Genomic DNA, 26,550 nt, shown 5'->3' with positions numbered 1-26,550 from the left:
TGCGACGAGAAACTCGAAAGCGAGGACGCGTGTGAGCGTTCATCCGTACATCCCCAACTCCGTACCGGCCATCAAAGAGCAGATGCTGGCGGCCGTCGGGGCGGCGAGCACCGAAGAGTTCTACGCCGACGTGCCGGAGAGCATCCGGCTGCGCCGGCCCCTGGACCTGCCCGCCCCGCTGCGCTCGGAGGCGGAGCTGGTCCGGCACGTCGGCGCCCTGCTGACCCGCAACACCGGGACCCACGAGGCGCTCAGCTTCCTCGGCGCCGGCTGCTACCAGCACCACGTGCCGGCGGTGGTCGACGAGGTGATCAACCGCAGTGAGTTCCTCACCGCCTACGCGGGCGAGCCGTACGAGGACCACGGCCGCTTCCAGGCGCTGTGGGAGTACCAGTCGCTGATGGGCGAGCTGCTGGAGATGGACGTCGTCAACGTGCCGACCTACGACGGCTTCCAGGCATCCGCGACCGCGCTGCGGATGGCCGGCCGGATCACCGGGCGCCGCCGTCTGCTGCTGGTCACCGCCCTCGACCCGGACAAGCTGTCGAAGATCGACGACTACGTGCGTCCCGTCCACGACGTGGTCGTCCTTCCCGTCGGCGCGGACGGGCGGGCCGAACTGGACGCCGTACGGGCGGAGCTGGCCGCCGGCGACGTCGCGGCCGTCTACGCCGAGGCGCCCTCCTACCTGGGCATCGTCGACCCCGCGCTGCCGGAGCTGGGCCGCCTGGCGCACGAGTCTGGCGCGCTGTACGTCGTCGGCTGCAACCCGATCTCCCTCGGCGTGGTCGCGCCGCCCGCCGCCTACGGCGCGGACATCGTCTGCGGCGAGATCCAGCCGCTCGGGCTCCACCTGGCGTACGGCGGGCTGAACGGCGGGTTCGTCGCGACGCGCGACGAGGAGCGGTTCGTCGCCGAGTTCCCCTTCCGGCTGTTCGGCGTGGCGCCCACCGAGGTCGAGGGCGAGTACGGCTTCGGCGACGTCGCCTACGAGCGGACGTCCTTCGCGCTCCGCGAGGAGGGCAAGGAGTGGGTGGGCACCGCCGCCGCGCTGAACGGCATCACCGCCGGGGTGTACCTGGCGCTGATGGGCCCGCAGGGCATGCGCGAGATCGGTCGGACGATCATGGCGAACACGCGGTACGCGATCCGCCGGCTGGCCGAGGTCCCCGGTGTCGAGGTGCCGTACGCCGACGCGCCGCACTTCGCCGACTTCACCGTGCGCTTCACCGGCGCGCGGACGGCGGCCGAGGTGGGCGACGCGCTGCTGGACCGCGGCATCTTCGGCGGCCGCGTGCTGTCCGAGACCGACGCCCTGTACTGCGTCACCGAGGTCCACGGCAAGGACGACATCGACCGCCTGGCCACCGCCCTGCAGGAGATCGCGAAGTGAAGACCGAACACGCCACCGTCACGCCCGCCGACGCGAAGATCGGCCCGAAGCCGCCGCTGCGCCGCTTCCACCAGGCCCGCTGGGACGAACCGCTGCTGTTCGAGCTGAGCAGCCCCGGCGAGCGGGGCGTGCTGGTCCCCGAGCCGGAGGTGCCGCTCGACGACAGCCTGCCCGAGGGACTGCGGCGCGCGGCCCCGCCCGCCCTGCCGGAGCTGTCCCAGCTGCACGTCCTCCGGCACTACCTGCGGCTGTCGCAGGAGAACCTCGGTGTCGACCTGAACGTCGACGTCGGCCAGGGCACGTGCACGATGAAGTACAGCCCGAAGGTCAACGACACCTTCGTCCGCGACCCGAAGATCGCCGAACTGCACCCGCTGCAGGACGAGCGGACCGTGCAGGGCGTGCTGGAGATCATCTACCGGCTGGAGCGGCTGCTGCGGGAGATCTCCGGCATGGACCGGGTGTCCCTGCAGCCGGGCGCCGGTTCGGCGGCGATCTACACGAACGTGGCCATGATCCGGGCGTACTTCGCCGCGCGCGGCGAGCTGGAGCAGCGGGACGAGGTGATCACCACCATCTTCTCGCACCCGTCCAACGCCGCCTGTGCCAAGACGGCCGGGTTCAAGGTGATCACGCTGTACCCGGACGCCGACGGCTACCCCGACATCGAGGCGCTCAAGGCCGCGGTCGGCCCCCGCACGGCGGCCCTGCTGATCACCAACCCGGAGGACACCGGGATCTTCAACCCGCGGATCGAGGAGTTCGTCAAGATCGTCCACGACGCGGGCGGCCTGTGCTCCTACGACCAGGCGAACGCCAACGGCATCCTCGGCATCACCCGGGCCCGCGACGCCGGCTTCGACCTGTGCCATTTCAACCTGCACAAGACCTTCTCGACGCCGCACGCCTGCGGCGGCCCCGCGGCGGGCGCCTCCGGCGTGACCGAGGCGCTGGCGCCGTTCCTGCCCAGGCCGACCGTGGAGTTCGACGGCACCCGCTACCGCCTCGACGACGACCGGCCCGAGTCGGTCGGCAAGATCCGGCCGTTCTACGGCGTGGTCCCGAACCTGGTCCGCGCCTACGCCTGGATCATGGCGCTCGGCGCGGAGGGCCTGCGGGAGGCCGCCGAGGTCGCCGTGCTCAACAACAACTACCTGATGAAGAAGGTCCTGGAGATCCGGGGCACGTCCGCCCCGTACGCGGAGGGGCGGCGGCGGATCGAGCAGGTCCGCTACAGCTGGGCGAAGCTGGCCGAGGAGACCGGCGTGCACACCGAGGACATCGGCTACCGCGCCGCCGACTTCGGCACGCACTACTGGACCAGCCATCACCCGTTCCTGGTGCCAGAGCCGATGACGCTCGAGCCCACCGAGTCGTACTCCAGGGCCGACCTGGACGAGTACGCCGCGATCCTGGCCGAGGTCGCGCGTGAGGCGTACGAGGAGCCGGAGACGGTGCGGACCGCGCCGCACCGCTCGACCGTGCACCGCATCCGGCAGGACACCCTGGAGGACCCGCGGACCTGGGCGGTCACCTGGCGCGCCTACCGGCGGAAGATTCTGGGCGAATGAGGCTCGGGCTCGTCGTCAACCCGGTCGCCGGCCTCGGCGGCCGGGTCGGCCTCAAGGGCAGCGACGGCGCGGACGTGCAGCGGCGGGCCCGCGCGCTCGGCGCGGAGCCCCGGGCGGCCGAGCGTGCCGCGCTCGCGCTGGCCGAGCTGCGTTCACGGCTCGGCGCCGGCCTGACCGTGCGGACCGCCGCGGGCGCGATGGGCGCCGACGCGGTCGCCGCCGCCGGGCTGCGGCCCGTCGTCGTCCATGAGCCGGGCCGCCCCACCACGCCCGCCGACACCAGGGCCGCGGCCGTCGCGCTGGCCGCCGAGGTCGACCTGCTGCTGTTCGCGGGCGGGGACGGCACCGCCCGCGACGTCCTCGACGCGGTCGGAACGTCGGTGCCGGTGCTCGGCGTGCCGACCGGCGTGAAGATGCACTCGGCGGTGTTCGGCGTCAGCCCGCGCGCCGCCGGGGAGGCGGCCGCGCTGATGGCGGCCGGCGGCACGACGCTCCGCGACGCCGAGGTGATGGACCTCGACGAGGACGCGGTACGCGAGGGACGGGTCTCGGCCCGGCTGTACGGCCACCTGCGGGTGCCGGACGTCCCGGTCCGGATCCAGCAGCGCAAGGTGGGCGGCTCGGTCACCTCGCCGGCGTCCGTCGGCGGGATCGCCGCCGAACTGCGCCGGCGGCTCGGCCCCGGCGAGGCGCTCGTCCTGGGCCCGGGCGGCACGATGCGCGCCGTCGCCGCCGCGCTCGGCGCCGACGTCCCCGTCATGGGCGTGAACGTGCTGGACCGGGACGGGCGGCTCGTCGCCGCGGACGTCGCCGCGGCGAGACTTGAGGAGACCGTCCGGGAGACGCCCGCGTGGGTGGCCGTCACCCCGATCGGCGGGCAGGGCTTCCTGCTGGGCCGGGGCAACCAGCAGATCTCCCCGGCCGTGCTGCGCGCCGTCGGCGCGGACCGCCTGCTGGTCGTGGCGACCGAGACCAAGCTCGCCGCCCTGGGCGGGCGGCCCCTGCTCGTCGACACCGGCGACGAGGACCTGGACCGCGAGCTCACGGGCCACCGGCCCGTGCTGACGGGGCACGGGCGCACCGCCATGTACCCCATCCGTTGAAGGAAGGACCGGAAGAATGATCTCTCTTGCGGGCAAGCGGGCCGTCGTGACCGGCGCCGCGTCTGGCATCGGCCGGGCCACGGCCGAGCTGCTGGCCGAGCTCGGCGCCGCCGTCGTGCTGGCCGACGTCGACGAGACGGGCGGGGCGGAGGCCGAGAAGGCCGTCATCGCCGCCGGTGGCCGGGCGGTGTTCGTGCGCTGCGACGTGTCCGACGCCGCCGACTGTGAGCGCGTCATCGCGACCGCCCGGGAGGCCTTCGGCGGCGTCGACGTGCTGTTCAACAACGCCGGGATCATCCGGCGGTCGACGGTCTGCGGGATCGCCGAGGACGACTGGGACCGGGTGATGGCCGTCAACGTCAAGTCGATCATGTTGTTGAGCCGGCACGCGATACCGCTGATGCGGGCCGCCGGCGGCGGAAGCATCATCAACACGGGGTCCGGTTGGGGCATCAAGGGCGGCGCGGACGCCGTATCGTACTGCGCGTCCAAAGGCGCGGTCGTGAACATGACGCGTGCGATGGCCATCGACCACGGGCCTGACGGCATCCGGGTCAACTGCGTCTGCCCGGGCGACACGGCCACCGGCATGCTCGCCGAGGAGGCGCGGCAGCTCGGCGGATCGGTGGAGGCCTTCTACGAGGAGGCCGCCGACCGTCCGCTCGGCCGGATCGGCACGCCTGGGGACATCGCGCGGACCGTGGCCTTCCTGGCGAGTGACGCCGCGTCGTTCGTCAGCGGCGCGGTCATCGCCGTCGACGGCGCCGGCACCGCCTGAACGACCTGATCGCCGCCGGAGAAGGGAAGACTGCCAGATGCCGATCGAGCGCCGCCCGTTGCGTGAGCAGATCAAGGACGAGATCCTCGACCGGCTGGGCCGGGGCGAGTTCGACCCCGACCAGCCGATCAACGAGACCGTCCTGGCGACCGATCTGGGGGTGAGCCGCACTCCCCTGCGGGAGGCGCTGATCGGACTGGAGCGCGAGGGCATCATCGTCAGCGAGCGCGGCCGGGGGTTCCGGTTCGCGCCGATGAGCGCGCAGGAGTTCCGCGACCTGACCACGATCGTGGCCCACATGGAGTCGCTGGCGCTGGCGCTGTCCGAACCGGAGTACCTCATCTCGATCGCGCCACGCCTGCTCGAGGAGGCGCGGGCGTTCTCGGCGCCGGAGGCGGAGTACGCCGTGCTCGAACGCTACGACGACGCCTGGCACGACCTGCTCCTGTCCGGCTGCCCCAACGAGCGCCTGATGGACCTGATCACCTCGCTCAAGCTCACCATGCGGCGGTACGAACGCGTCATCATCGGCGACCAGCAGGTACTGGAGCGTTCGGCCGAGGAGCACGAACGGATCGCCGAGTGCGTCCAGGCCGGCGACATCGACGGCGCGGTGGCCGCCTTGAAGGTCAACTGGAACAGCGGCATGGAACGCATCCTCGAACGCCTCGACGACTGACGCGCCCCTCGGCCGGCAGGCTCGTTCAACCCGCATTTGAGGGTTCTGTCGTTGGACGCAGCGGTCTCGGTGCCACCCTGCGCGAAAAGTCGCAAATAGCACTTCAATGGAAAACTTGAAGGGAGGAAACAGCGCGAGATTGGGACGAAAGGACCTCATGACCGAGGACGAGATCATCCAGTTCGCCGCCGGCCTGCCGGGGACCGTCGCCGTCACGGCGGGCGAGGACACCGGGGCTCCGGAGGCGGCCTGGGGCGACACCTTCATCTCCTACGATCCGCACGGTGACGCGCCCGCCGATCGGTGGCAGCCCTTCGCGACGATCGTCACCAAGGACTACGAGGGATTCGACACGGCGTCCGACCTGAACCGCCCCGGCGTGTTCCGGTTGAACATCGCCGTCGGGCGCAAGCGGTTCGAGGAGTTGCTCGGTCACCCGCCCGCCGCGGCCGCGGAGCACCGCGCCGGGATCGACTTCACGGTGACCGACCGGATCCTTCCCCACCCCGCGTACGCCGTCCAGGGCTGGGTCTGCGTCCTGAACCCCGGCGAGGCGACCGGCCCGCTCGCGCGGGCCCTGCTGGAGGAGGCCCGCGACCGGGCGGCCGAACGATTCGAGCGGACCCGGCCGAACCCGGCCTGACCCGCCCCGTCCGGCCGCCCGCGGCGGCCGGACGGGACCCGGAACCCCGCCACTCCGGGCCCCGCGTCCATCAGGCGGCCGCGACCGCCGGTGTGTAGTGATGGGCCTCATCGCCCTCGATGACGTGGCTCTCCGCACCGTCGACGCCCACCGGAACGTCGCCCGCCACGGTCACCCGGTGCAGCCTGCGCGGCTGGTCCCCGTAGTCGTCCGGGGCGTAGTGCTGGGTGATCCGGTTGTCGAACACCACGAGGTCGCCGGGGTTCCACTGCACCCGCAGGATGTTCTCCGGCCGGATGACGTACTCCTGCAGGATGCGCAGGATGTCGCGCGACTCGTCGCTGTTCAGCCCGACGATCCGCTGGGCGAACCCGCCGATGAACAGCCCGCGTTCGCCGGTCTCCGGATGCACCCGCACGACCGGGTGCCCGGTCCGGTAGCGCGTGGAGACGAACGTCTCCCGGTACTTCACCGCGCTCTCCGTGTTCGTACGCGGCAGGACGTAGTCGTAGTCGTTGGTGTGCACGGCCCAGAGCCGGTCGGCGAACTCCCGCAACTGCTCCGGCAGGTCCCGGTAGGCCGCCGCGGCGTTCGCGATCAGCGTGTTGCCCCCGTACGGCGGCACGACCAGTGCGCGCAGCGTGGTGACCTTGGGCGGCGTGCGCACGAACGTCACGTCCGTGTGCCAGTGGTTGGACCGGATGCCCTCCTCGCCGTCGACCGGCAGGATGTTGGGACTTCCGTCCACGGACGGCACGGTGGGATGGGCGGCGGTCAGCTCGCCGAACCGCGAGGCGAAGCGGATCTGGCCCTCGTCGTCGAGGCCGGTGTTGCGGAAGACCAGGGCCTTGTGCTCCAGCAGTGCCGCGTCGACCTCGCGGAACTGCTCGTCGTCGAGCCGGCCGAGGTCGGCGCCGGTGACCTCCGCGCCGATGCGTCCGCCGACCTTGCGGATGTCGATGATGGACATGGGGAACTCCTTCTCTCGCCGAGATGTCACGAGTGGCGGACGGTGGGGTCGGCGGCGCGCAGCAGCAGACGCAGCAGGCCGTCGAACGCGAAGCCGAGGACGGCGATGACGATGATCCCGCTGAAGATCAACGGGGTCTGGAGGTAGTTGCCGGCCTGCAGGATCAGGAAGCCGACTCCCCCGGTGGCCGCGATCATCTCGGCCGCGATGATGCTCGTCCAGGCGCCGCCCATGGCGATCCGCATCCCGGTGATCACGCCCGGGACGGCGGCGCGGAGTCGTACGTGCACCATCGTGTGGAAGTGCGAGGCGCCCAGGCTCCGGCTGGCGTGCACCAGTTCGACCGGTACGGCGTCGAGGGCGCCGAGGGTCGCGATCGTGATGACCGGGACCACGCCGAAGAAGAGCAGCGCCACCTTCGACGTCTCGCCGATGCCGAACCAGACCACGAGCAGCGGGATGAACGCGATCGGCGGCAGCGGCCGTACGACCGCGATGAGGGGGTCGGCCAGCTCGCGGATCACGCGGACGCCCGCCATCGCCGCGCCCAGGACGAGACCCACGACCGTGCCGAGGCCGAACCCGGCGAGGATCCGGCCCGTGCTGATCAGGGCGTCCTCGACCAGGGTCTTCCCCTGGACCTCCGGGTACGGATGGGTGACGTAGTGCAGGAACTCACGGACGGTCTGGACGACCGTCGGCAGCGTCACCGGGTCGTCGATGACGACCGCCGCGACCTGCCAGCCGCCGAGGGCCAGCAGCAGCCCGGCGCCGCCGTACGCCACCCGCCGCCACGAACGCCGCCTCCGCCGTCCCCGTGTGCCGCCCGTCCCGGGCGTCTCCGGGGGCGGCTCCTTCCCGTCGGGGACCTCGCCTACGACGGTCGCCGGCGGGCGCGGGTCGGCGTCGAGGGACTTCTCGGTCATTGTTCCAGCACCTCCCTGATGCGCCGCTTGGCGGTGACGAACTCGAGCGTCTCGGTGTCCTCGTAGACCCGGGGACGCTTGAGGGGGATGTCGACGACCGCCTTCGTCCGGCCGGGCCGCCCGGACAGCACCGCGACCCGGTCGCCCAGGAGCGTCGCCTCCTCGACGTCATGGGTGACGAAAACGATCGTCATGCGGTGCCGCTGCCAGAGCTCCAGCAGGAACCGCTGCATCCCGGCGCGGGTGATGGCGTCGAGCGCCCCGAACGGCTCGTCCATGAGGAGCACGCTCGGGTGGTTGATCAGCACGCGGGCGAACGCCGCCCGATGGCGCATCCCGCCGGAGAGTTCGTGCGGGTAGGCGTCCCGGAAGTCCGCCAGCCCGACCGTCTCCAGGAGCGCGTCGGCCTCCTCCGCCACCTCCGGGCTGAGCGCGCCTCGGGCCTTCGGCCCGTACAGCACGTTCTGGCGGGTGGTGAGCCAGGGGAACAGCGTCGGCGTCTGGAACAGCACGCCCCGGTCGGGGCCCGGCCCGGCCACCGGCCGTCCGTCCACGAGCACCTCGCCGGCGTCGGCGGGGACGAACCCGGCGAGGATGCCGAGCAGCGTGGACTTGCCGCATCCGGAGGGGCCGAGCAGGCAGAGGAACTCCCCCGCCTCGATGTCGAGGCTGACGCCTTCCAGCGCCGGGGTCCGTCTGCGTCGTCCGCGGAAGGTCTTGCCGACGTCCCGGAGCCGTACGGCGGACGGCCGTTCGGTGATCGGGCGTTCTTCGACGACCGCGTTCATCGGCGGGCCTCCCGGGGTCGCCGGGACGGGAGGCGGGTCGCGGTGGGCCGGCTCACGCGCAGCCTCCCGCCTGTGCCTTGTCCCAGAAGCTCAGGTCGATGTGCGCGGCGGCCTGGGCGACGGACGGAGCCGTCTTCGCCCGGCCCTGCGTCACCAGGAACTCCCCGGTGCGCTGGAAGTTCGCGGCCAGCCTGCCGGAGGACGCCGTGCCGTCCGCGCCCTTGAGCCAGCCGGTCTCCTCGGCGGGCGGGATGTAGGGGTAGCCCTTCGTCGCCTCGACGGCGTCGTCGGGCCGCACGCCGAGGAACCGGGCGGCCGGGCGGACGTACTTGGCGGCCTGGTCGCCGTGGGCCAGCGTCTGGGCCTTGGAGATCTGGCAGACCAGTCGCTGGACCACGTCACGGTTCTTCGCCGCGTACGGCCGGCTGACGGCCAGCAGGTTGACCGCGGCGTACCCCAGCTTCGCGATGTCCGCCGCCGTCGTGAGCACCCGTCCGCCGTGCTTCTTCAGCTCGAGCAGGAAGGCCTGGCTGATGTACACCGCGTCGATCTTGTGGGCCTTCCAGGCGGCGGCCTCGGCGGCCTCGCTCGCGAAGCTGGCGATCTGCACCCTGCCGGCGAGCCCCTGGCTCTTCAACCAGCCCCGGAGCTGGAAGTCGAGCGTGGAGCCGACGAGCACGCCGACCTTTCCCAGGTCGGCGTTCGACCTGACCGCGTTGCTCACCACCAGCCCGGACTCGTCGAGGCTCTCGGCGAAGACCACCTCCACGTCCGTGCCGGAGGTGAAGGCGCCCACGAAGGGCGGGTTGCCGACGCCGGAGACCACCGGGAAGGCGCCGGCGCGCAGTTGGGCCATGCCGGCGACGCCGCTGTCGATCGGGCGGAGCTCGATCTTCGCCTTGACGCGGGAGGCCAGGCCGGGGTCGGCGGCCACGACGGCCTCGGGGCCGGCGACGGCCCCCTGGAAGTATCCGATCTTCAGGTTCGGCGAGTCCGAGCGCGCCTGTGCGGCGCAGCCGGTTCCGGCCAGGGTCAGGGCCAGGACGGCCGAAAGGGATCTGTAGGGCATGAGGGAGTGCGCTCCTGTACGGGGGCGGCGCCGCCTTCGGGCACGGAGCACTCGTCGGAGGAGTGCCGTGGGGCCCCGTGACGGGTGAACGGGCTGCGGGGACGTGAGGGGACGCGGTCGGGAGAAGGGCCGCGGGAGACGGTGATCGGCGAGGTCGTCAGCCGCGACAGCGGGCTGCGGCGACACGGACCAGGTCGACGTGCCACCGGCGGGTGAGGGCGGGCCGGACGCGCATGCCCTGAATGAAACACGACGAACCGGACGCGGTCAACCTTTCCTACCTGATAACCATGGAATTGATCCTCTCAACTCTGGGTAAAGATCGGCTGGGAGCGATCGACCGGACTAAGGACCGCACATGGGCATCCCCCTGCTCGGCGACATCCGTGACCAGGCCGGTGGCCTGGATCGAGACCAGCGCAACGCCTTCCTCGCCGCGTTCCTCGGCTGGATGATGGACGCGTTCGACTACTTCCTTCTCGTCTTCGTGATCACCGAGGTCGCCAAGGACTTCGGCACGTCGGCCGAGAAGGTCACCGTCGCGACCACGCTGACGCTGATCGCCCGGCCGCTCGGCGCGTACCTGTTCGGACTCTGGGCGGACAAGGTCGGCCGGCGGATCCCGCTCATGGTCGACGTGCTGTTCTACTCCGTCATCGAGATGATCTCCGGCTTCTCGACCTCGCTGACCATGCTGCTCGTGCTGCGATTCCTGTACGGCCTCGGCATGGGCGGCGAGTGGGGCCTGGGCGTCTCCCTGGCGATGGAGAAGATCCCGCCGGCCAAGCGCGGGTTCTACTCCGGCATGCTCCAGGTCGGCTATCCGGCGGGCTACCTGGTGGCCGCGCTCGCCTACTTCGTCATCACGCCGATCTTCGGCTGGCGGGGCCTGTTCGTCTTCGGGGCGGTGCCCGCGCTCCTGGCGCTGTACGTGCGGTACCGCGTGGGCGAGTCGGAGGTCTGGGAGCGCACGAACGCGCGGCTGCAGATGACGCGCACCCCGCTGCGCAAGGTCTTCTTCGACCGGAGGGTCCTGGTCCGGTTCTTCTACCTCGTGCTGCTCATGACCGCCTTCAACTTCATGAGCCACGGCACGCAGGACGTTTATCCGACTTTCGTGAAGAAGGGCCTGGGGCACTCCCCCCACTACGCGGTCGGCATCGCCGTGATCTACAACGTCGGCGCGATCCTCGGCGGCGTCCTGGTCGGCACGCTGTCACAGCGCTTCGGCCGGCGGCGCGCCATCGTCGGCGCGTCCCTGCTGGCCCTACTCGTCGTGCCGCTGTTCGCCTACTCCAAGAGCACGGCCATGCTCGCGATCAGTGCGTTCCTCATGCAGTTCTTCGTCCAAGGCGCCTGGGGCGTCATTCCCGCACACCTGACGGAGATGTCACCCGACGCCATCCGTGGCTTCTACCCCGGCGTGACCTACCAGCTCGGCAACCTCCTCGCCGCGGTCAACCTGCCCTTGCAGGAACGCCTCGCGGACGCGCACGGCTACTCGTTCGCGTTCGCAGTCGTGGTGGCACCGACTCTCCTCGCCGTGATCCTGCTGACCGCGTTCGGCCGCGAGGCCCACAGCGTGGAGTTCGGCGGCGCTCCGACAGCCCCGCCCGGCCCGCAGGAGCCGGAGCGGACCACCCCGTCTCAGCCCGGCGAGGCGACCGCGTGACCCTCGCGGTGGCATGCTCAGCGGAGCTTCCAGAGCCGGAGGGCGCCGTTGTCGTACCCGATGGCCAGTGTCATGGCGTCGGGGCTGAAGGCCTGGGCCTGAACGGCACCGGGCTGGGGCGCGAGGTCGTTCTCGCGGGTCGCATAACGGTGGGTCGCGTCGCTGATCCAGACGTGCAGCGTTCCGCCGCAGCCGTCCCCGGCCACCGGGCACTGCAGGCTGGCGAGGGTGGCGCCATTGGTGCTGAAGGCGACCCAGTCGCCGCCGTACCCGGGTGACGGGGTGATGACCTGACGGGTCGTGACGTCCCAGAGGCGCACACCGTTCTTCGCGGCGGTGCCGTCACAGCCGCCCGCCAGGGTCTTGCCGTCCGCGCTGAAGGACAGTGAGCGTACGCCCTGGTCGCAGGGGCCGCCGTCGGAGCCGGTGTTGATGACGCCGTTGGCGCGGCCACTGGTGACGTCCCAGAGGCGGATGACCCGCGTGCCGGGTGCCCCGGAGTTGTTGTCGCTGGTGGCAAGGGTCCTGCCGTCGGGGCTGAAGGCCATGCTGAGGATATGGGCGGGCAGGGAGAAACTCGCCGTGACCCGGCCGCTGGTCGTATCCCACAGCTGAACGATGTCCTGGTAGATGTCCTTGGCGTGGGCGTCGTTGGTGGCGCTGGCCAGGGTGCTCCCATCGGGACTGAACAGCAGGGCCGGGAGGGTGATGTACGCCCCGAGGAGACCGCTGCGGGGGAGGGTGTCCACCAGCTTGTCGTTGAACAGGCTCCATAGTTGGATGCGGATGGCGTAGCCACCGCGGGCATCGGTGGCGGCGGCCAGGGTCGTGCCGCCGGAGCCGAACGCGAGGGCGAAGACGTTCCCCGGAGCGGTGAGAGTGGTCCTGAGCTCGCCGGTGGGCACATCCCACAGCCGGATGACGCGCTCACGGCGGCTGGCGCTGGCCAGGGCCTTGCCGTCCGGGCTGAACACGGTGAAATCCACGCTCGCCCCTTTCGCCATGAGCGTGGCAGGGGACAGCGTGGGGACCGGAGTGTTGACCGGAGTGGTGGCCCGCGCCTTCGCCCTCCCCCGTGCGGGCGGCGAGGAGAGGCTGAGAGCCACCACGGTGCCGACCACCAGCGCCAGAGCCGCGGCGGCCGCCGCCAGTACCGTGCGGGCGCGTCGCGTCGGTCGCGGTCGGGCCCGGCCCGGCCCGGGCGGCGCCTGGTCCCCCCGGGTGACCGCCTGACCGGGAACCGCCTGACCGGGAACGGCCTGACGCATCTCCCCCGGCGGCGCCGATCCCGGCCCGGCCGCGACCGCGAACGCGCCGGGCGGCCCGGCGGCGAGGAGCTCACGGGCCTTCGGCGCGGCGCCCGTACGCTCTTCCGGGCCCATGCCGTCCTCGCCCTCGGGCGTCCGGGCGGGGGTCGTCGACCGCGTAGGGCTCGTGCCGGAACCGTCCAGGCCCGGCGACGCGCCGCCGGGGACCGCCTCTCGTTCGGCGACCATCGTGGTGACGGCCGACGGCAACCACCGCCCCAGCAGGTCGGGCGCCGTCCCGAGGCGGTCGAGGATGGCCGCGAGGGTGGGACGGTCGGCGGGATCCTTGGCCAGGCACTCAGTGATCAGATCGGCGAGTCGCGCCGGCAGCCCGGCCAGACCGGTCAGGTCGGGCCGGTCGTGCACGACGCGGTAGACGACGGCGTGGGCCGCTCCGGTACCGAAAGGACTGTCGCCCGTGGCGGCGAAGGCCAGCACCGACCCGAGGGAGAACACGTCGCTCTCCGGCCCGAGCGGGTCGCCTCGTCCCTGTTCGGGTGACATGAACGCCGGGGTCCCGAGGATCGAGGTCGTGTGATGGGTGGCGTCCAGTGCCCGGGCGATACCGAAGTCGATCACGCGAGGCCCGTCATCGGCCAGGATCACGTTGGCGGGTTTGAGGTCGCGATGCACCAGGCCGCACCCGTGGATCGCGACCAGCCCCTCGGCCAGACCGGCCCCCAGAACGGCCACCGCCGTCGCGGGCAGCGGCCCGTGTGATCGCACCGCCTCGTGCAGGGACGGGCCCGGGACGTAGGCGGTGACCAGCCACGGCGGATCGGCCCGCACGTCGGCGTCGACGACCTGCGCGGTGTAGAAGCCGCCCACCCGGCGGGCCGCCTCCACCTCGACGGCGAACCGCTCCCGGAACCGCACGTCGCCCGCCAGTTCCGGCCGGACCACCTTCACCGCCACCGGCCGGCCGCCCGGCGAACGCCCCAGGAACACCTGGCCCATCCCGCCGCCGCCCAACCGCCCCTCCAGACGGTACGGCCCCACCTGCCGTGGATCGGCCGCGTCAAGCGGAACCATCGACACCTATCCTCGAATCAGAGGAACACTTCTGTTCATTCGTGCCGAATCCTTCCACGAAGCGGCTCTCCCGAGAACCGGCCGGACCGTCCTGGCGCGATCTTTCCTGACCTCACGTAGAGTGCAGCCCTGGCGAAACGGGAGAAATCCCTGGTCACCGGCGTGGCCGGTGCCGTCCGCGCGGGTTCCGGGCGCCGATTCCCGGCCGTTCCCGGCCGCGCCATTCGCGTCTTCGGCGAGGTGCGGCAACAATTCGATGAGGCATGTCCGTGGACACCGAGGAGAGCGATGCAGGAGGTCTGGCCCGGCACCCCGTACCCGTTGGGCGCCACTTGGGACGGGACCGGTACGAACTTCGCGCTGTTCTCGGAGGTGGCGCAGCGGGTCGAGCTGTGCCTGTTCGACGAGGACGGCACCGAGACCCGCTACGCCCTGCCCGAGACGGACGGCTTCGTCTGGCACGGCTACCTGCCCGGCGTGGGCCCCGGGCAGCGGTACGGCTACCGGGTGCACGGGCCGTACGCCCCGGAACGGGGACACCGGTGCAACCCGGCCAAGCTGCTGCTGGACCCGTACGGCAAGGCCATCGAGGGCGACGTGCGCTGGCACGAGTCCCTGTTCTCGTACCGGTTCGCGGCGCCGGCGGAGCTCAACACCGAGGACAGCGCGCCGTACATGCCGAAGAACGTCGTGATCAATCCGTTCTTCGACTGGGGTGACGACCGGTCGCCGCGGACGCCGTACCACGAGACGGTGATCTACGAGGCGCACGTCAAGGGGCTGACGCGGCTGCACCCGGCGATCCCGGAGAGCCAGCGCGGCACCTACGCGGGGCTCGCCCATCCGGCGATGATCGAGCACCTCCAGGAGCTCGGCGTCACGGCGATCGAGCTGATGCCGGTGCACCACTTCGTCTCCGAGCACGCCCCGGTGGCCCGCGGGCTGACCAACTACTGGGGCTACAACACGATCGGGTTCCTCGCGCCGCACAACGCCTATTCCTCGGCCGGGCAGCTCGGCGAGCAGGTCCTGGAGTTCAAGGCGATGGTGCGGACCCTGCACGAGGCGGGCATCGAGGTGATCCTCGACGTGGTCTACAACCACACCGCCGAGGGCGACCACCTGGGCCCGACGCTCAGTTTCCGCGGGATCGACAACGCCGCCTACTACCGGCTCCGGGACACCGACAAGCGGTACAACCTGGACTACACCGGCTGCGGCAACAGCCTCAACGCCCGGCACCCCCACGCGCTGCAGCTGATGATGGACTCGCTGCGGTACTGGGTGACCGAGATGCACGTGGACGGGTTCCGGTTCGACCTCGCCTCGGCGCTGGCCCGCGAGTTCCACGACGTGGACCGGCTGTCGGCGTTCTTCGACCTCGTCCAGCAGGACCCGATCGTCTCGCAGGTCAAGCTGATCGCCGAGCCCTGGGACGTCGGCGAGGGCGGCTACCAGGTCGGCAACTTCCCCCCGCTGTGGACGGAGTGGAACGGCAAGTACCGCGACTCGGTCCGGGACTTCTGGCGCGGCCAGCCGGCGCTGCAGGAGTTCGCCTCCCGCCTGACCGGCTCCAGCGACCTGTACGCCGACGACGGCCGGCGCCCGCTGGCCTCGATCAACTTCGTCACCTGCCACGACGGGTTCACGCTGCACGACCTCGTCTCCTACGACCGCAAGCACAACGAGGCCAACGGCGAGAACAACCGCGACGGCACCGACGACAACCGCTCCTGGAACCACGGCGTCGAGGGCGAGACCGACGACCCGGAGATCAACGCGCTGCGCGCCCGCCAGCAGCGCAACCTCATCGCCACGCTGTTCCTGTCCCAGGGCGTGCCGATGCTGTCGCACGGCGACGAGCTGAACCGCACGCAGCACGGCAACAACAACGCCTACTGCCAGGACAACGAGCTGGCCTGGGCGTCCTGGGACGGCGACCAGGACCTCGTCGACTTCGTCCGTACGGTGTCGGAGCTGCGCCGGGACCACCCGGTCTTCCGGCGGCGGCGGTTCTTCCAGGGACGCACGCACGGCGACGAGCTGGACGGCGAGCGCGACATCTGCTGGCTCACGCCGTCGGGCACGGAGATGACCGAGGCGGACTGGAACATCGGCTACGCCAAGGCCGTCGCGGTGTACCTCAACGGCGACGCGATCACCGAGCCGGACCCCCGGGGGCGGCGGGTCCGCGACGACTCGTTCCTGCTGCTGTTCAACGCGCACTCCGACGGCATCGTCTTCCGTATCCCGGACACGCGGTTCGGCGAGCGGTGGGAGGTCGTCCTCGACACGGCGACGCCGAAACCGGCCGACCGCGAGCCGGTCAAGGCCGACGACGACCTGGCGGTCGCCGACCGGGCCCTGGTCCTGCTGCGCCGCGTCCTTCCCGACTGATCAGGGCTGGCCACGGCTGACCCTGATCGCGGTGAACAGCACGAGCACGAACGTCAGGATGGCGACCGTGCCGTGGGCGAGCACGCCGAGCAGCGGGAAATGCTGCTCGGCCCCGCGCGCGTGCTTTCCGCCGCGTCCGGTCAGCCACCGCGTCAGCAGGGTGAACCCCAGCAGCGCCACGACCACCAGCACCCCGAATGAGCTCCACGCGTACGCGATCCGCGCCGTCAGCAGGAACGCCACCCAGGCCGCCAGTGCCACCACGGCGAGGGTGGGATGGCCGAGGACGACCGTCACCGGAAAGCGGGTGACCTTCGTGCCCTGCCGTCGCAGGCCGCCGTTGGCCAGCCAGATGATCAGCAGGTAGGCGCCCACGGCCGCGGCCAGGACCCACATCACTAATGCGGCGAAGCCCATCCTTTGCCCCCTCTTACCCGTTGTCTCACCACAAGTGTCACTTAGGCAACCTCGCGACAAGAGCGCAATAAAGTCACGAACCGACTGCTGTGCCACCCTGGGTGTCATGCGACGACTCGAACCAGCCGGCCTCGCGGACCTCGCCGAGGCGTACGCCTATCCGGACACCACCCCCTGGCTCCGGGGCAACATGGTCGCCAGCGCGGACGGCGCCGCGACGTTCGAGGGGAAGGCCGGGGGCCTGGGGAACGAGGCCGACCGGCGGCTGCTGTCCCTCCTGCGCGGGCTGGCCGACGTCATCGTCGTGGGCGCGGCGACGGTCCGCGTCGAGGGGTACGGACCGGTCCACGCCCGCGAGTGGTGGGGGGACATCCGTACGGGCCGGCCGCCGACGCCGCCGCTGGCCATCGTGTCGCGCTCGCTGGAGCTCGACTTCGACGCCCCCGTCTTCACCGAGGCGGCCGACCGCACGATCGTCATCACCTGCGCGTCGGCTCCGGAGGATCGCCGCAGCGGCGCCGAGAAGCACGCCGACGTGATCGTGGCCGGCGAGGAGGCGGTCGACGTGGCCGTCGCGCTGGACGCCCTCGCCGAGCGGGGCCTCACCCGGCAGCTGACCGAGGGCGGCCCGCGGCTGCTCGCCCAGTTCGTCGCGGCGGGACGGCTCGACGAACTGTGCCTCACCGTCAGCCCGCAGCTCACGGCGGGCGACGCGGCCCGGATCATCAACGGCCCAGGACCGGCGTCGACCCCGCTGCGCCTCGGGCACGTCCTGGAGGAGGAGGACTTCCTGTTCCTCCGCTACACCCGCCGCGTGGACGACGGAAGACCGTCGTAGGCGTGTTCTAGTGTGAGGTCATGGACCTGCCTGTGAGCCCGCCTCTGGCGCCGATGCTGGCCAAGGCCGTCAAGGAGCTGCCCCGGGGGGACGTGCTCTACGAGCCGAAGTGGGACGGGTTCCGGGCGGTCGTGTTCCGGGACCGCGACGAGGTGGCGATCTACGGGCGGAACGGCAAGCCGCTCGACCGCTACTTCCCCGAGCTGGTCGAGGGCTTCCGCCGCGAGCTGCCCGAGCGGTCCGTCCTCGACGGGGAGATCGTCCTGCGGAAGGGCCACGTCCTCGACTTCGACGCGCTGCAGCAGCGCATCCACCCCGCCGCGTCCCGGATCAAGCTGCTCTCCGCGGAGACCCCGGCGGGCTTCGTCGCCTTCGACCTGCTCGCGCTCGGCGACGAGTCGCTGCTGGAGACCCCCTTCGGCGACCGGCGCGCCCGGCTCACCGAGGCGCTCGCCGGCGCGAAGGCGCCCGTCCACGTCACGCCCGCCACCGACGCGTACGACGAGGCCCTGCGCTGGTTCGACGAGTTCGAGGGCGCCGGGCTGGACGGCGTGGTCGTCAAGCCGGTGGCCGGCGCGTACGAGCCGGACAAACGGGCGATGTTCAAGGTCAAGCACGAGCGCACCGCCGACTGTGTGATCGCCGGGTTCCGCTGGCACAAGTCCGGGCCGGTCGTGGGCTCGCTGCTGCTCGGCCTGTACGACGGAGACCGGCTGCAGCACGTGGGAGTCTCGGCGTCCTTCCCGATGAAGCGCCGCGAGGAGCTGGTCGCGGAGCTGGAGCCGTACCGGGTCACGGACCTCACCGGGCACCCGTGGGCCGGGTGGGCCGAGCAGACCGAGGCCACGGTGGACCGCATGCCCGGGGCGATCAGCCGGTGGACCGGCAAGAAGGACCTGTCGTGGGTGCCGCTCCGTCCGGAGCTGGTGTGCGAGGTCGCCTACGACCACATGGAGGGCCGCCGGTTCCGGCACACCGCCCGGTTCCGCCGCTGGCGGCCGGACCGCACGCCGGAGTCGTGCGGGTACGACCAGCTCGAGGTGCCCGTCGCCTACGACCTGGACGACATCCTCGGCGGCTGATCCCCGACGCGGACGGCACGGCTCCCGATCGCGCGACCGCGACTCCGCTGACACTGACGACGTGGGTCTGGCGGACATGGGTGCGGCGCCGCTGACGCGAACGGCACGGCTCGGTGTGGGGGCTCTTCTCTCGACACCCCAACCAAGCGTACGCTTGGCGGAATGCTGAGCGGACGCGGACGGCTCCGTCACGCGTGGGGCGAAGGGATCGCGATGCGGGAGTTCTCCAACCTGATCGGCGGCGAACTGCGCCCCGCCGATCGCATGCTCGACTCGGTCGACCCGGCGACCGGGAAGGTCTGGGCGAGGATCCCCCGCAGCTCGGCCGATGACGCGGACGCGGCCGTCGCGGCGGCCCGCGCGGCGTTCCCCGCCTGGTCCGCGATGCCGGCGGCCGGCCGGGCGCACCTGCTCCGCAAGGTCGCCGGGGTCTTCGCCGCCAACGCGCGGGAACTGGCCGAGATGGAGACCCGCGACAACGGCCGCGTCATCACCGAGACCGCCAAGCGCGATCTGCCCGGCATGACGTACCTCTGGCAACTGGCCGCCGCCGAGTGCGGTTCCGCCGTCGAGGGCAAGACCGTCATCCTCGGACCGGGCAGCCTGGGATTCACCCGGCGGGTCCCCTACGGGGTGGTCGTCGGGATCATCCCGTGGAACTCCCCGATCTCCACCTTCTCGGCGAAGGCGGCCTTCGCGCTGGCCGCCGGCAACACCGTCGTCATCAAGCCGGCCGAACAGGCGACCGCGTCGACGCTGCGCCTGGGCGAACTGCTGCGCGAGGTCCTCCCGCCCGGCGTGCTCAACCTCGTCTCCGGACTGGGCGAGGAGGTCGGCGACGCCCTCGTCCGCCACCCCGGCGTGAACCGGATCAGTCTCACCGGCTCCACCGAGACGGCGCGGATCATCACCCGGGCCAGCACGGACGCGCTGAAACCCCTCGCCTTCGAGCTCGGCGGCAAGTCACCCAACATCGTCTTCGCCGACGCCGACCTGGACCGCGCGGCCCTCGGCGTGTCGACCCAGAGCGTCTTCACCGCCAACGCGGGCCAGGTGTGCGTGGCCGGTTCGCGGATCCTCATCGAACGGCCGATCTACGCCGAGATGATCGACCGGATCACCGCGATCGCCCGGGAGATCCGGCTCGGTGACCCTCTGTCGGAGGAGACGACGATGGGGCCGATCGTCTCGCAGGAGCAGTTCCAGCGCGTCACGGGCTACCTGGAGATCGGCGCCAAGGAGGGCGCGGAGCTGGTCTTCGGCGGCCGCTCCGGCGGCGAGATCGTGGACGAGGCGTACGCGGGCGGCTACTGGGTCGAGCCGACGCTGTTCGCCACCGAGGACAACGCGCTGCGGGTCTGCCAGGAGGAGATCTTCGGGCCGATCGCCGTCGCACTGCCCTTCGACACCGAGGAGGAGGCGGTCGCGATCGCCAACGACTCGGCGTACGGCCTGGCGGCGGGCGTGTGGACGCGGGACCTCGGCCGCGCGCACCGCGTGTGCCGGGACGTCGAGGCCGGCACGGTCTGGGTGAACACCTACCGGAAGATGCCGCCGGGCCTGCCCTTCGAGGGCCTCAAGGACAGCGGCTACGGCCACGACTCCGTGCTGGCCAACACCCGGGAGAAGTCCTGCCTGATCGAGACGTGAGGCGCCGGCGCCGGCGGCTCAGTCGCGGCGGGCCTTGCTCGGCTGGACGCGCTTGGGCTCCCCCGCCATCTTCGGGTAGTTCGGCGGATAGGGCATGTCGCCCAGGCCACGGTCACGCTCGTCGCGGTCGGCCCACTCCAGCAGCGTCTCCAGGGAGAACGCCCGCTCGTCGATCGCGGCGTGCGGGTCGCCGACCTTGGCGAAGCGCTCCGGCATCGTCGCGATCGTGAAGTCCGCCGGGTCGGCGTCGGGCACCTCCTCCCAGGTCAGCGGCGCGGACACCGGGGCGTACGGCTTCGGGCGGACGCTGTAGGCCGAGGCGATGGTGCGGTCACGGGCGTTCTGGTTGAAGTCGATGAAGACCTTCTCGCCGCGCTCCTCCTTCCACCAGTTGGTGGTCACCAGGTCGGGCATCCGGCGCTCGATCTCCCGCCCGAAGGCCAGCGCGCAGCGGCGGACCTCGGTGAAGGTCCAGCGGGGCTCGATCCGCACGTAGACGTGCAGGCCGCGTCCGCCGGAGGTCTTCGGGAAGCCGACGAACCCCAGCTCGTCCAGGATCTCGCGGACCGCCTCCAGAGCGACCTTCCTCGCCTCCGCGAAGCCGGTGCCGGGCTGAGGGTCGAGGTCGATGCGCAGCTCGTCGGGATGGTCGACGTCCGTGCAGCGCACCGGCCACGGGTGGAAGGTGACGGTGCCGAGGTTGGCGCACCAGGCGACGGCCGCGAGCTCGGTGGGGCAGATCTCGTCGGCGTGGCGCCCGCTGGGGAAGCCGATCCGGGCCGTCTCGAGCCAGTCCGGGGCGTTCTTCGGCACCCGCTTCTGGTAGAACGCGTCGCCCCGGTTGTCGGCGCGCGTGGCGATCTTCGCGCCCTCGAACACTCCGCCCGGCCAACGCTCCAGCGTCGTCGGCCGGCGGCCCAGCGCGCGCAGGATGCCGTCACCGACGGCCAGGTAATAGTTGACCAGGTCCAGCTTGGTCTCCCCGCGTGCGGGGAAGTAGACCTTGTCCGGATTGGTGATCTTGACGACACGATCTCCGACCTGGATCTCCACGAACGGCGATGCCATAACCGCACCGTACAACCGCGCACCGACAGATCACCGGAATGGCCGCTCCCCCTCCCGGGTTATGCGGGACATGACAGTCATTCGCAAGAGCGAGGAAGAGTGGAAGGTCCAGCTGTCGCCGGAGGAGTACCGCGTCCTGCGTGAGGCGGGCACCGAGGCGCCGTGGTCCGGGGAGTACGTCTCCACCAAGACCGAAGGGGTCTACCGCTGCCGGGCGTGCGGCGCGGAGCTGTTCCGCTCGGACACCAAGTTCGACTCGCACTGCGGCTGGCCGAGCTTCTACCAGCCGACCGAGTCGGACGCGGTCACGCTGCTGCGGGACGCCTCGCACGGCATGATCCGCACCGAGGTCCGCTGCGCCCGGTGCGACTCCCACCTCGGCCACGTCTTCGAGGGCGAGGGCTACCCCACCCCGACCGACCAGCGCTACTGCATCAACAGCGTCTCGCTGAACCTCGCACCGACCGAGTAGACCCGCCGCCGTTCCCGGCGCCCGCCGGGGCGGACTCGCGCCGCGCGAGAACACGAATGCGCCGGCACGTCGCGTGCCGGCGCGTTTCAGTGGGCCTTCCGGCATGGGTCTGACCCCCAACGCCAAACGATCTTGTGCCTCCATGGCGGCCGTGTGATACTCCGCCGAGTGACGGCGTGCGCACCGTAGCGGCACCGGACCATCGAGGTGAGGGGAAAGAACCAGCATGACGCCCGCCTTCTCCACGTCACCGAGAACCGAAGCGTTCTTCGCCGGAGCGGCCACGGCGAAGATTCGCGCCTGCGAACAGGACCTCGTCGACCACGCACGGCGATACCCCGGCCTGTTTCCCGACAAGCCGTTCGCCACGGTCCATGGAGAGGTCGCGAAGACCATGGTGTTCAGCGCTCCGTGGTGCGCGCCCGACGATCTGGCGATCAGCTGCCGGACGATTCTGTGGATCTTCGCGCTCGACTGGCTCGTCGATCACGTGGCGGAGTCACCTCACGAGGTGTCCGACCTCACAGCCGATTGTCTGGCCGTTCGCGACGGCCGGCCTCCCGGCTCGTCGTTGTCCCGGATGCTGTTCGACATCCGGCAGGACCTTCGCGCCGAGCCCATGTTCGCCCATCTGGGCCGCGTCTGGGACCAGGAGCTGACGAAGATGATCGACGCCATGTCCAGAGAATGGGACTGGAAAAGATCATTCAGGGAAGCGGGCCCTTCTGCGGTCCGGCCGACGCTGGAGGAGTACCTGGCGAACTCCGCCAACTTCGGCTGCACATTCACGAACGTCACGTTCTGGATCAGCTCCGGCGACCCCCAGGCGGCCGCCTGCATCGATGAGCTGAAGGGCGCCAGTGACACCGCGCAGCGGGCGTTGCGCCTCGTGAACGATCTGGCATCGTCTGACCGAGAGAAGGCGTGGGGGGACATCAACGTCTTCGCGCTGGGTCTCGACAGAGCCCAAGTGGTCGAGCGAATCGCGCAGGTACGCCGGACCTTCGAGGAGGCGCTGCTCTCGCTGGAAGCCTCCAGCCCGGTCCAGGCGGATTTCCTGCGCAGACAGCTCGAATACAGCGCGACCTACTACAGCGACGGGGCCGACTACTGGTACGCGGACTGACCGTCCGCGGCCTGCCGAGAAGATCGGGTTAGATCTCGGCCAGGGAGCCACGAAAGCACGAATGCGCCGGCACGTCGCGTGCCGGCGCATCTCAGTGAGCCTCAGCGGCCTTTCTTCTGAACCTGCCGAAGGTTCTTCGCCGGGACCCACCCGGTCCTGCCATTGCTCGCCTTCACCTCGACGTAGCCGTGCGACGACCTGCCAGTACCGATGGTCGTCGCCCCCGCCTTGAGGTGGCCGACGATCCGCCCCGTCGAGCTCGCCGACGCCCGAACGGCGAGCTCATGACCCTTCCTCACCTCGACGACCTGGTAGGTGATGGTCTTCGCGCTCGGGACGTGCGCGGCGGGCGCGGAGACGGGCCGTACGGCGGCGTTGGCCGCCGCCCCCGTGGCCAGGACCCCGCCTCCGGCGATGGTCGCGGCGGCGACAGCGGCGAGGACCCGATTGCGCAGCTTCATTACTACCCCCTGGTGTTCTTCAGCTTTCAGGTGTTGACCACCGTAATTGCGCTGTCTGAGAGAACAGTGAAGCACCATTAGGAGCATAATGAGATCACCTTGAGAGCGGGCTTAAAAGTCTGCCGATAAAGAGTTCGGTCGCTGGATCCGGGTCAGAGGATGCTCTGGTTCAGGTTGTCGTTGAGTGATCGCCCGCGGACGGGAACGGGCTCCTGGTAGCCGAGCGTTGTCTACGGAACTCGGCGGCCGAGAGCCTGCGGTTGTCTGTTCACACGCCTGCGGCTTTGGACGCCGGCGGTTGCGCCTCGCCGGGGTTCCGGCGCCATGACCGGAAGCAGTCCTAACCGTCGGATCCGACCGAGGCCGAATGAGCGCGGGAGCCCGTCGGTCGACTCTGCAGTGATGTCCTAACCACAATTCGGGCGGTCCGAATGATGGGAAACGGCCACTCTTTTTTGAAGCGTCAAGCCGCTGAGCACTCATTTCATTGGTCACACCTGAAAAAGATCTTGACGGGGATCGCTTCTTACGGGCGGCTCTCATCGGCAGAGGGTGGCCGACTGCGGCCAGTCGGGAACTTACAGTAAGGGGTCTGTTTACATCTATTCGCCGACCGGTCACCCTATGGCAGTGGCCACACCCCCGCCTCGTTGATCAGCGACTGGCGCGAAAATGTCACCGAGGCCGTCAACCAATACCATTTGGTATACACACGCGCCAACACGCGAGGAGAGGGCGTCCCGGATCGCGCAATCATGAATATTCCGCACGGTCAGATATTTCAAATTCGTTATGGCACAACGCCACACCAGAAGGAATGACACCGTGAGAACGACGCGAAGATTACGGGCCGCCGCATGCGCGCTGGTGGCCGGTGCGATGCTGGCGACCGGGGTAGGGACGGCATCCGCCACGCCCGGGGTGACACCGGCGAACGTGACGCTGAACCTGCCCCCGGGCGGATCGGCGACGATCGCCAAGACCGTGTCCACTCCGGCACTCCCGCCCAAGCCGGACATCACGTTCCTGATCGACACGACTGGGAGCATGGGCGGGGTCATCTCGAACGTGCAGACCAATGCGAACACCATCTTGTCCAACGTCGCGTCGGCGCAGCCGGACGCGCAGTTCGCGGTCGCCGAGTACAGGGACGTGTCGGCGGACGCGACGTCGTTCCGGGTGGCGCAGAACCTCACCGCCAACCAGACCGACGTCACCAACGGTCTCAACTCGCTGGTCGCGACGGGCGGCGGCGACATCCCCGAGGACGGCATCAACGGTCTGTTCCAGGTCGCGTCCGGGGCGGTCGACTTCCGGCCGAACAGCTCTCGGATCGTGTTGCTGATCGGGGACGCCCCCAGCCATGACCCCAGCAACGGCCACACGCTGGCCGATGCGATCAGCGCCCTGCAGGCGGCCGACGTCACCGTGCTCGCGCTCGACCTGTCCGGGCTGGACTCGACCGGGCAGGCGACCGCGATCACCAACGCCACGGGCGGGCAGCTGTTCTCCGGCATCAACCCCTCGCAGGTCAGCAGCACCATCCTGGCGGCCCTGCACAACCTGCCGGTCACGGTCACCCACCAGTTGCGCGACTGCGACCCGAGCCTGTCGGTGTCTCTGACTCCGGGCAGTCGGACGGTGACCAGCGGCGATGACGCCACCTTCACCGAGAGTGTCTCCGTCGGCTCCGGAGCCGTACCGGGGAGCACCTTGACCTGCAAGGTGGACTTCCTGCTCAACGGCGTCCTGTCACCGGGCTTCACCGAAACGATCACCGAACACGTCCCGAAGGTGACCCCATCGATCGCCACAACGCCGTCAGGCTCGGCGCCCGCAGGCGGGAACGTCTCCGACACGGCCACCCTGACCGGCGGGTTCCACCCGACGGGCACCGTCACGTTCCAGCTGTTCGGGCCCGGTGACACCGGCTGTACGACGCCCATCGCGACTCGTACCGGAACGGTGTCGGGCAGCGGCACCGCCGCGTCCGGGAACATCGCCGCGGGCGGGGTGGGCACCTACCGGTGGGTCGCTTCCTACAGCGGCGATGACAGCAACAACCCGGTCACCTCCGCGTGCGGCGACGAACAGGTCGTGGTCGTCAAGGCCACCCCGGGCATCGCCACCACCCCATCGGGGACCGTGCCCGCGGGCGGCGTCGTGTCCGACACCGCCACCATCTCCGGCGGGTTCCACCCCACCGGTACCGTCACGTTCCAGCTGTACAGCCCCGGCGACACCACCTGCGCGACGCCGATCGCCACCCGCACCGACACGCTGTCCGGCAGCGGCACCGCCGCATCCGGCAACGTCACCATCGGCGCGGCCGGCACCTACCGGTGGACCGCCACCTACAGCGGCGACGCCAACAACAACTCCGTCACCTCACCGTGCAGCGCCGAACAGGTCGTCGTCACGCCGCAGCGGCTGACCGGACGGGCCTACGGCCTGACCGCCGACGCCTCCCTGGCCGGCATCCAGCTGGTGCACATCGCACCCACCCCTGACACCGGCCACATCTCCACCACCTCGACCGGCACCACCTCGGTGCCCTGTACCGCCAGCCTCAGCGGACTGATCAGCGCGCACGCCCTGTGCGCCAAGGTCGCAACCACGGAATTCCCCGGCAAATCCGTGGCCACCGCCTCCATTGACGACACCACCATCGGGATCACCGGCATCCCGGTGATCACCGTCAAGACCATCAACTCCGGTTCCACCACCACCTGCGCCGGGTCCAGCGGAACCACCACGATCGCCTTCCTGCAGGTCGGGGGCACGGTGGTCATCGCAGAACCCACCGTCGTCCAGCCCAACACCACGGTCAACGTCGGCGTCGTCAAGCTCGTCCTCAACGAGCAGACCCCGATCACCACCCCCGACAAGGGCCTGACCGTCAACGCCGTCCACATCACCGTCGATGCCGTCGGCCTGGCCAAGACCAACGTCGTCCTGGCCTCCTCCGAAAGCGATATCGGCAACTGCCCATGACCCGACCCACCTGAACCGGCCCCGAGGCCGGGCGGAGCGCCGTGGCTCCGCCCGGCCTCGGCCGGTCTTCAGGCGGACAGCCGACCGATCGCCGAGGTGCTCACCCTGCCTCCG

The 26,550-nt window shown here is 70.5% G+C and carries 22 protein-coding genes; 14 read left to right on the top strand and 8 right to left on the bottom strand.

Annotation, left to right across the window (positions count from 1 at the left end; translation table 11 throughout):
* The first annotated feature begins 31 nt into the window (after nt 1-31).
* The 6 genes from gcvPA to AB0L00_RS13615 all read left to right on the top strand — a co-directional run bounded on the left by gcvPA (nt 32) and on the right by AB0L00_RS13615 (nt 6,167).
* A complete protein-coding gene (gene gcvPA, locus AB0L00_RS13640; RefSeq protein ID WP_364432744.1) occupies nt 32-1,393 on the top strand; it encodes an aminomethyl-transferring glycine dehydrogenase subunit GcvPA in 1,362 nt (453 codons plus the stop codon).
* A complete protein-coding gene (gcvPB, locus tag AB0L00_RS13635) occupies nt 1,390-2,964 on the top strand; it encodes an aminomethyl-transferring glycine dehydrogenase subunit GcvPB (RefSeq protein ID WP_364432742.1) in 1,575 nt (524 codons plus the stop codon). Before gcvPA ends, gcvPB begins: the two co-directional genes overlap by 4 nt.
* Nucleotides 2,961-4,067: an NAD(+)/NADH kinase gene (locus tag AB0L00_RS13630; RefSeq protein WP_364432739.1), complete on the top strand. Its 1,107-nt coding sequence runs from the start codon at nt 2,961-2,963 to the stop codon at nt 4,065-4,067. Before gcvPB ends, AB0L00_RS13630 begins: the two co-directional genes overlap by 4 nt.
* Nucleotides 4,068-4,083: 16 nt before the next feature.
* On the top strand, nt 4,084-4,845 hold the full coding sequence (locus AB0L00_RS13625) for an SDR family NAD(P)-dependent oxidoreductase (protein ID WP_364401086.1): 762 nt from the start codon (nt 4,084-4,086) through the stop codon (nt 4,843-4,845).
* Nucleotides 4,846-4,882: 37 nt separating this feature from the next.
* Nucleotides 4,883-5,524: a GntR family transcriptional regulator gene (locus AB0L00_RS13620; RefSeq protein ID WP_364432736.1), complete on the top strand. Its 642-nt coding sequence runs from the start codon at nt 4,883-4,885 to the stop codon at nt 5,522-5,524.
* A 157-nt stretch (nt 5,525-5,681) separates the two neighbouring features.
* Nucleotides 5,682-6,167, top strand: a complete 486-nt coding sequence (locus AB0L00_RS13615; RefSeq protein ID WP_364432734.1) for a DUF6194 family protein — start codon at nt 5,682-5,684, stop codon at nt 6,165-6,167.
* 70 nt (nt 6,168-6,237) lie between these two features.
* On the opposite strand, the gene AB0L00_RS13610 is transcribed toward AB0L00_RS13615, so the two are convergent.
* Genes AB0L00_RS13610 through AB0L00_RS13595 form a run of 4 tightly spaced genes read right to left on the bottom strand, consistent with a single transcriptional unit; the run spans nt 6,238 to nt 9,920 of the window.
* A complete protein-coding gene (locus AB0L00_RS13610) occupies nt 6,238-7,137 on the bottom strand; it encodes a TauD/TfdA family dioxygenase (protein ID WP_364432731.1) in 900 nt (299 codons plus the stop codon).
* 26 nt (nt 7,138-7,163) lie between these two features.
* Complete coding sequence (locus AB0L00_RS13605) at nt 7,164-8,063, bottom strand: ABC transporter permease (protein ID WP_364432728.1); 900 nt, start codon at nt 8,061-8,063, stop codon at nt 7,164-7,166.
* Nucleotides 8,060-8,851 (bottom strand): ABC transporter ATP-binding protein, encoded by a 792-nt coding sequence (locus AB0L00_RS13600; RefSeq protein WP_364432726.1) that lies wholly within the window; start codon nt 8,849-8,851, stop codon nt 8,060-8,062. Before AB0L00_RS13600 ends, AB0L00_RS13605 begins: the two co-directional genes overlap by 4 nt.
* A gap of 52 nt (nt 8,852-8,903) precedes the next feature.
* The gene (locus AB0L00_RS13595; RefSeq protein ID WP_364432723.1) at nt 8,904-9,920 is read right to left on the bottom strand and encodes an ABC transporter substrate-binding protein; all 1,017 of its coding nucleotides are present in this window, start codon (nt 9,918-9,920) and stop codon (nt 8,904-8,906) included.
* A 358-nt stretch (nt 9,921-10,278) separates the two neighbouring features.
* Between AB0L00_RS13595 and AB0L00_RS13590 the strand changes: the two genes are divergently transcribed.
* Nucleotides 10,279-11,592, top strand: a complete 1,314-nt coding sequence (locus tag AB0L00_RS13590) for an MFS transporter (RefSeq protein ID WP_364432721.1) — start codon at nt 10,279-10,281, stop codon at nt 11,590-11,592.
* Nucleotides 11,593-11,609: 17 nt separating this feature from the next.
* On the opposite strand, the gene AB0L00_RS13585 is transcribed toward AB0L00_RS13590, so the two are convergent.
* Entirely contained in the window at nt 11,610-13,931 is a 2,322-nt protein-coding gene (locus AB0L00_RS13585) for a protein kinase (RefSeq protein WP_364432718.1), read from the bottom strand.
* Between the two features lie 288 nt (nt 13,932-14,219).
* Between AB0L00_RS13585 and glgX the strand changes: the two genes are divergently transcribed.
* The gene (gene glgX / locus AB0L00_RS13580; RefSeq protein WP_364432716.1) at nt 14,220-16,328 is read left to right on the top strand and encodes a glycogen debranching protein GlgX; all 2,109 of its coding nucleotides are present in this window, start codon (nt 14,220-14,222) and stop codon (nt 16,326-16,328) included.
* Here the strand turns inward: glgX and AB0L00_RS13575 are convergent, their stop codons facing one another.
* Nucleotides 16,329-16,745: a hypothetical protein gene (locus AB0L00_RS13575; RefSeq protein ID WP_364432714.1), complete on the bottom strand. Its 417-nt coding sequence runs from the start codon at nt 16,743-16,745 to the stop codon at nt 16,329-16,331.
* A 106-nt stretch (nt 16,746-16,851) separates the two neighbouring features.
* Between AB0L00_RS13575 and AB0L00_RS13570 the strand changes: the two genes are divergently transcribed.
* From AB0L00_RS13570 to AB0L00_RS13560, 3 genes are all read left to right on the top strand, one after another.
* On the top strand, nt 16,852-17,583 hold the full coding sequence (locus AB0L00_RS13570; protein ID WP_364432712.1) for a pyrimidine reductase family protein: 732 nt from the start codon (nt 16,852-16,854) through the stop codon (nt 17,581-17,583).
* Nucleotides 17,584-17,603: 20 nt separating this feature from the next.
* A complete protein-coding gene (locus AB0L00_RS13565; protein WP_345358800.1) occupies nt 17,604-18,665 on the top strand; it encodes an ATP-dependent DNA ligase in 1,062 nt (353 codons plus the stop codon).
* A gap of 162 nt (nt 18,666-18,827) precedes the next feature.
* Complete coding sequence (locus AB0L00_RS13560) at nt 18,828-20,315, top strand: aldehyde dehydrogenase family protein (protein WP_364432710.1); 1,488 nt, start codon at nt 18,828-18,830, stop codon at nt 20,313-20,315.
* Between the two features lie 18 nt (nt 20,316-20,333).
* Here AB0L00_RS13560 and ligD read toward each other — a convergent pair whose 3' ends face one another.
* Nucleotides 20,334-21,383: a non-homologous end-joining DNA ligase gene (ligD, locus tag AB0L00_RS13555; protein ID WP_364432707.1), complete on the bottom strand. Its 1,050-nt coding sequence runs from the start codon at nt 21,381-21,383 to the stop codon at nt 20,334-20,336.
* A 70-nt stretch (nt 21,384-21,453) separates the two neighbouring features.
* Between ligD and msrB the strand changes: the two genes are divergently transcribed.
* Together msrB and AB0L00_RS13545 are read left to right on the top strand one after the other, a co-directional pair.
* On the top strand, nt 21,454-21,855 hold the full coding sequence (gene msrB / locus AB0L00_RS13550) for a peptide-methionine (R)-S-oxide reductase MsrB (RefSeq protein WP_364432704.1): 402 nt from the start codon (nt 21,454-21,456) through the stop codon (nt 21,853-21,855).
* 226 nt (nt 21,856-22,081) lie between these two features.
* Nucleotides 22,082-22,981, top strand: a complete 900-nt coding sequence (locus tag AB0L00_RS13545) for a terpene synthase family protein (protein ID WP_364432702.1) — start codon at nt 22,082-22,084, stop codon at nt 22,979-22,981.
* 101 nt (nt 22,982-23,082) lie between these two features.
* Here the strand turns inward: AB0L00_RS13545 and AB0L00_RS13540 are convergent, their stop codons facing one another.
* Entirely contained in the window at nt 23,083-23,442 is a 360-nt protein-coding gene (locus AB0L00_RS13540; protein WP_364432700.1) for an SH3 domain-containing protein, read from the bottom strand.
* Between the two features lie 825 nt (nt 23,443-24,267).
* Here AB0L00_RS13540 and AB0L00_RS13535 point away from each other — a divergent pair.
* Complete coding sequence (locus tag AB0L00_RS13535) at nt 24,268-26,436, top strand: vWA domain-containing protein (RefSeq protein ID WP_364432697.1); 2,169 nt, start codon at nt 24,268-24,270, stop codon at nt 26,434-26,436.
* Nucleotides 26,437-26,550 lie beyond the last annotated feature (114 nt).

The sequence above is a fragment of the Actinoallomurus sp. NPDC052308 genome (assembly GCF_040679195.1).
Lineage (GTDB): Bacteria > Actinomycetota > Actinomycetes > Streptosporangiales > Streptosporangiaceae > Actinoallomurus > Actinoallomurus liliacearum.
This window is presented reverse-complemented; position numbering and strand designations above follow the sequence as displayed.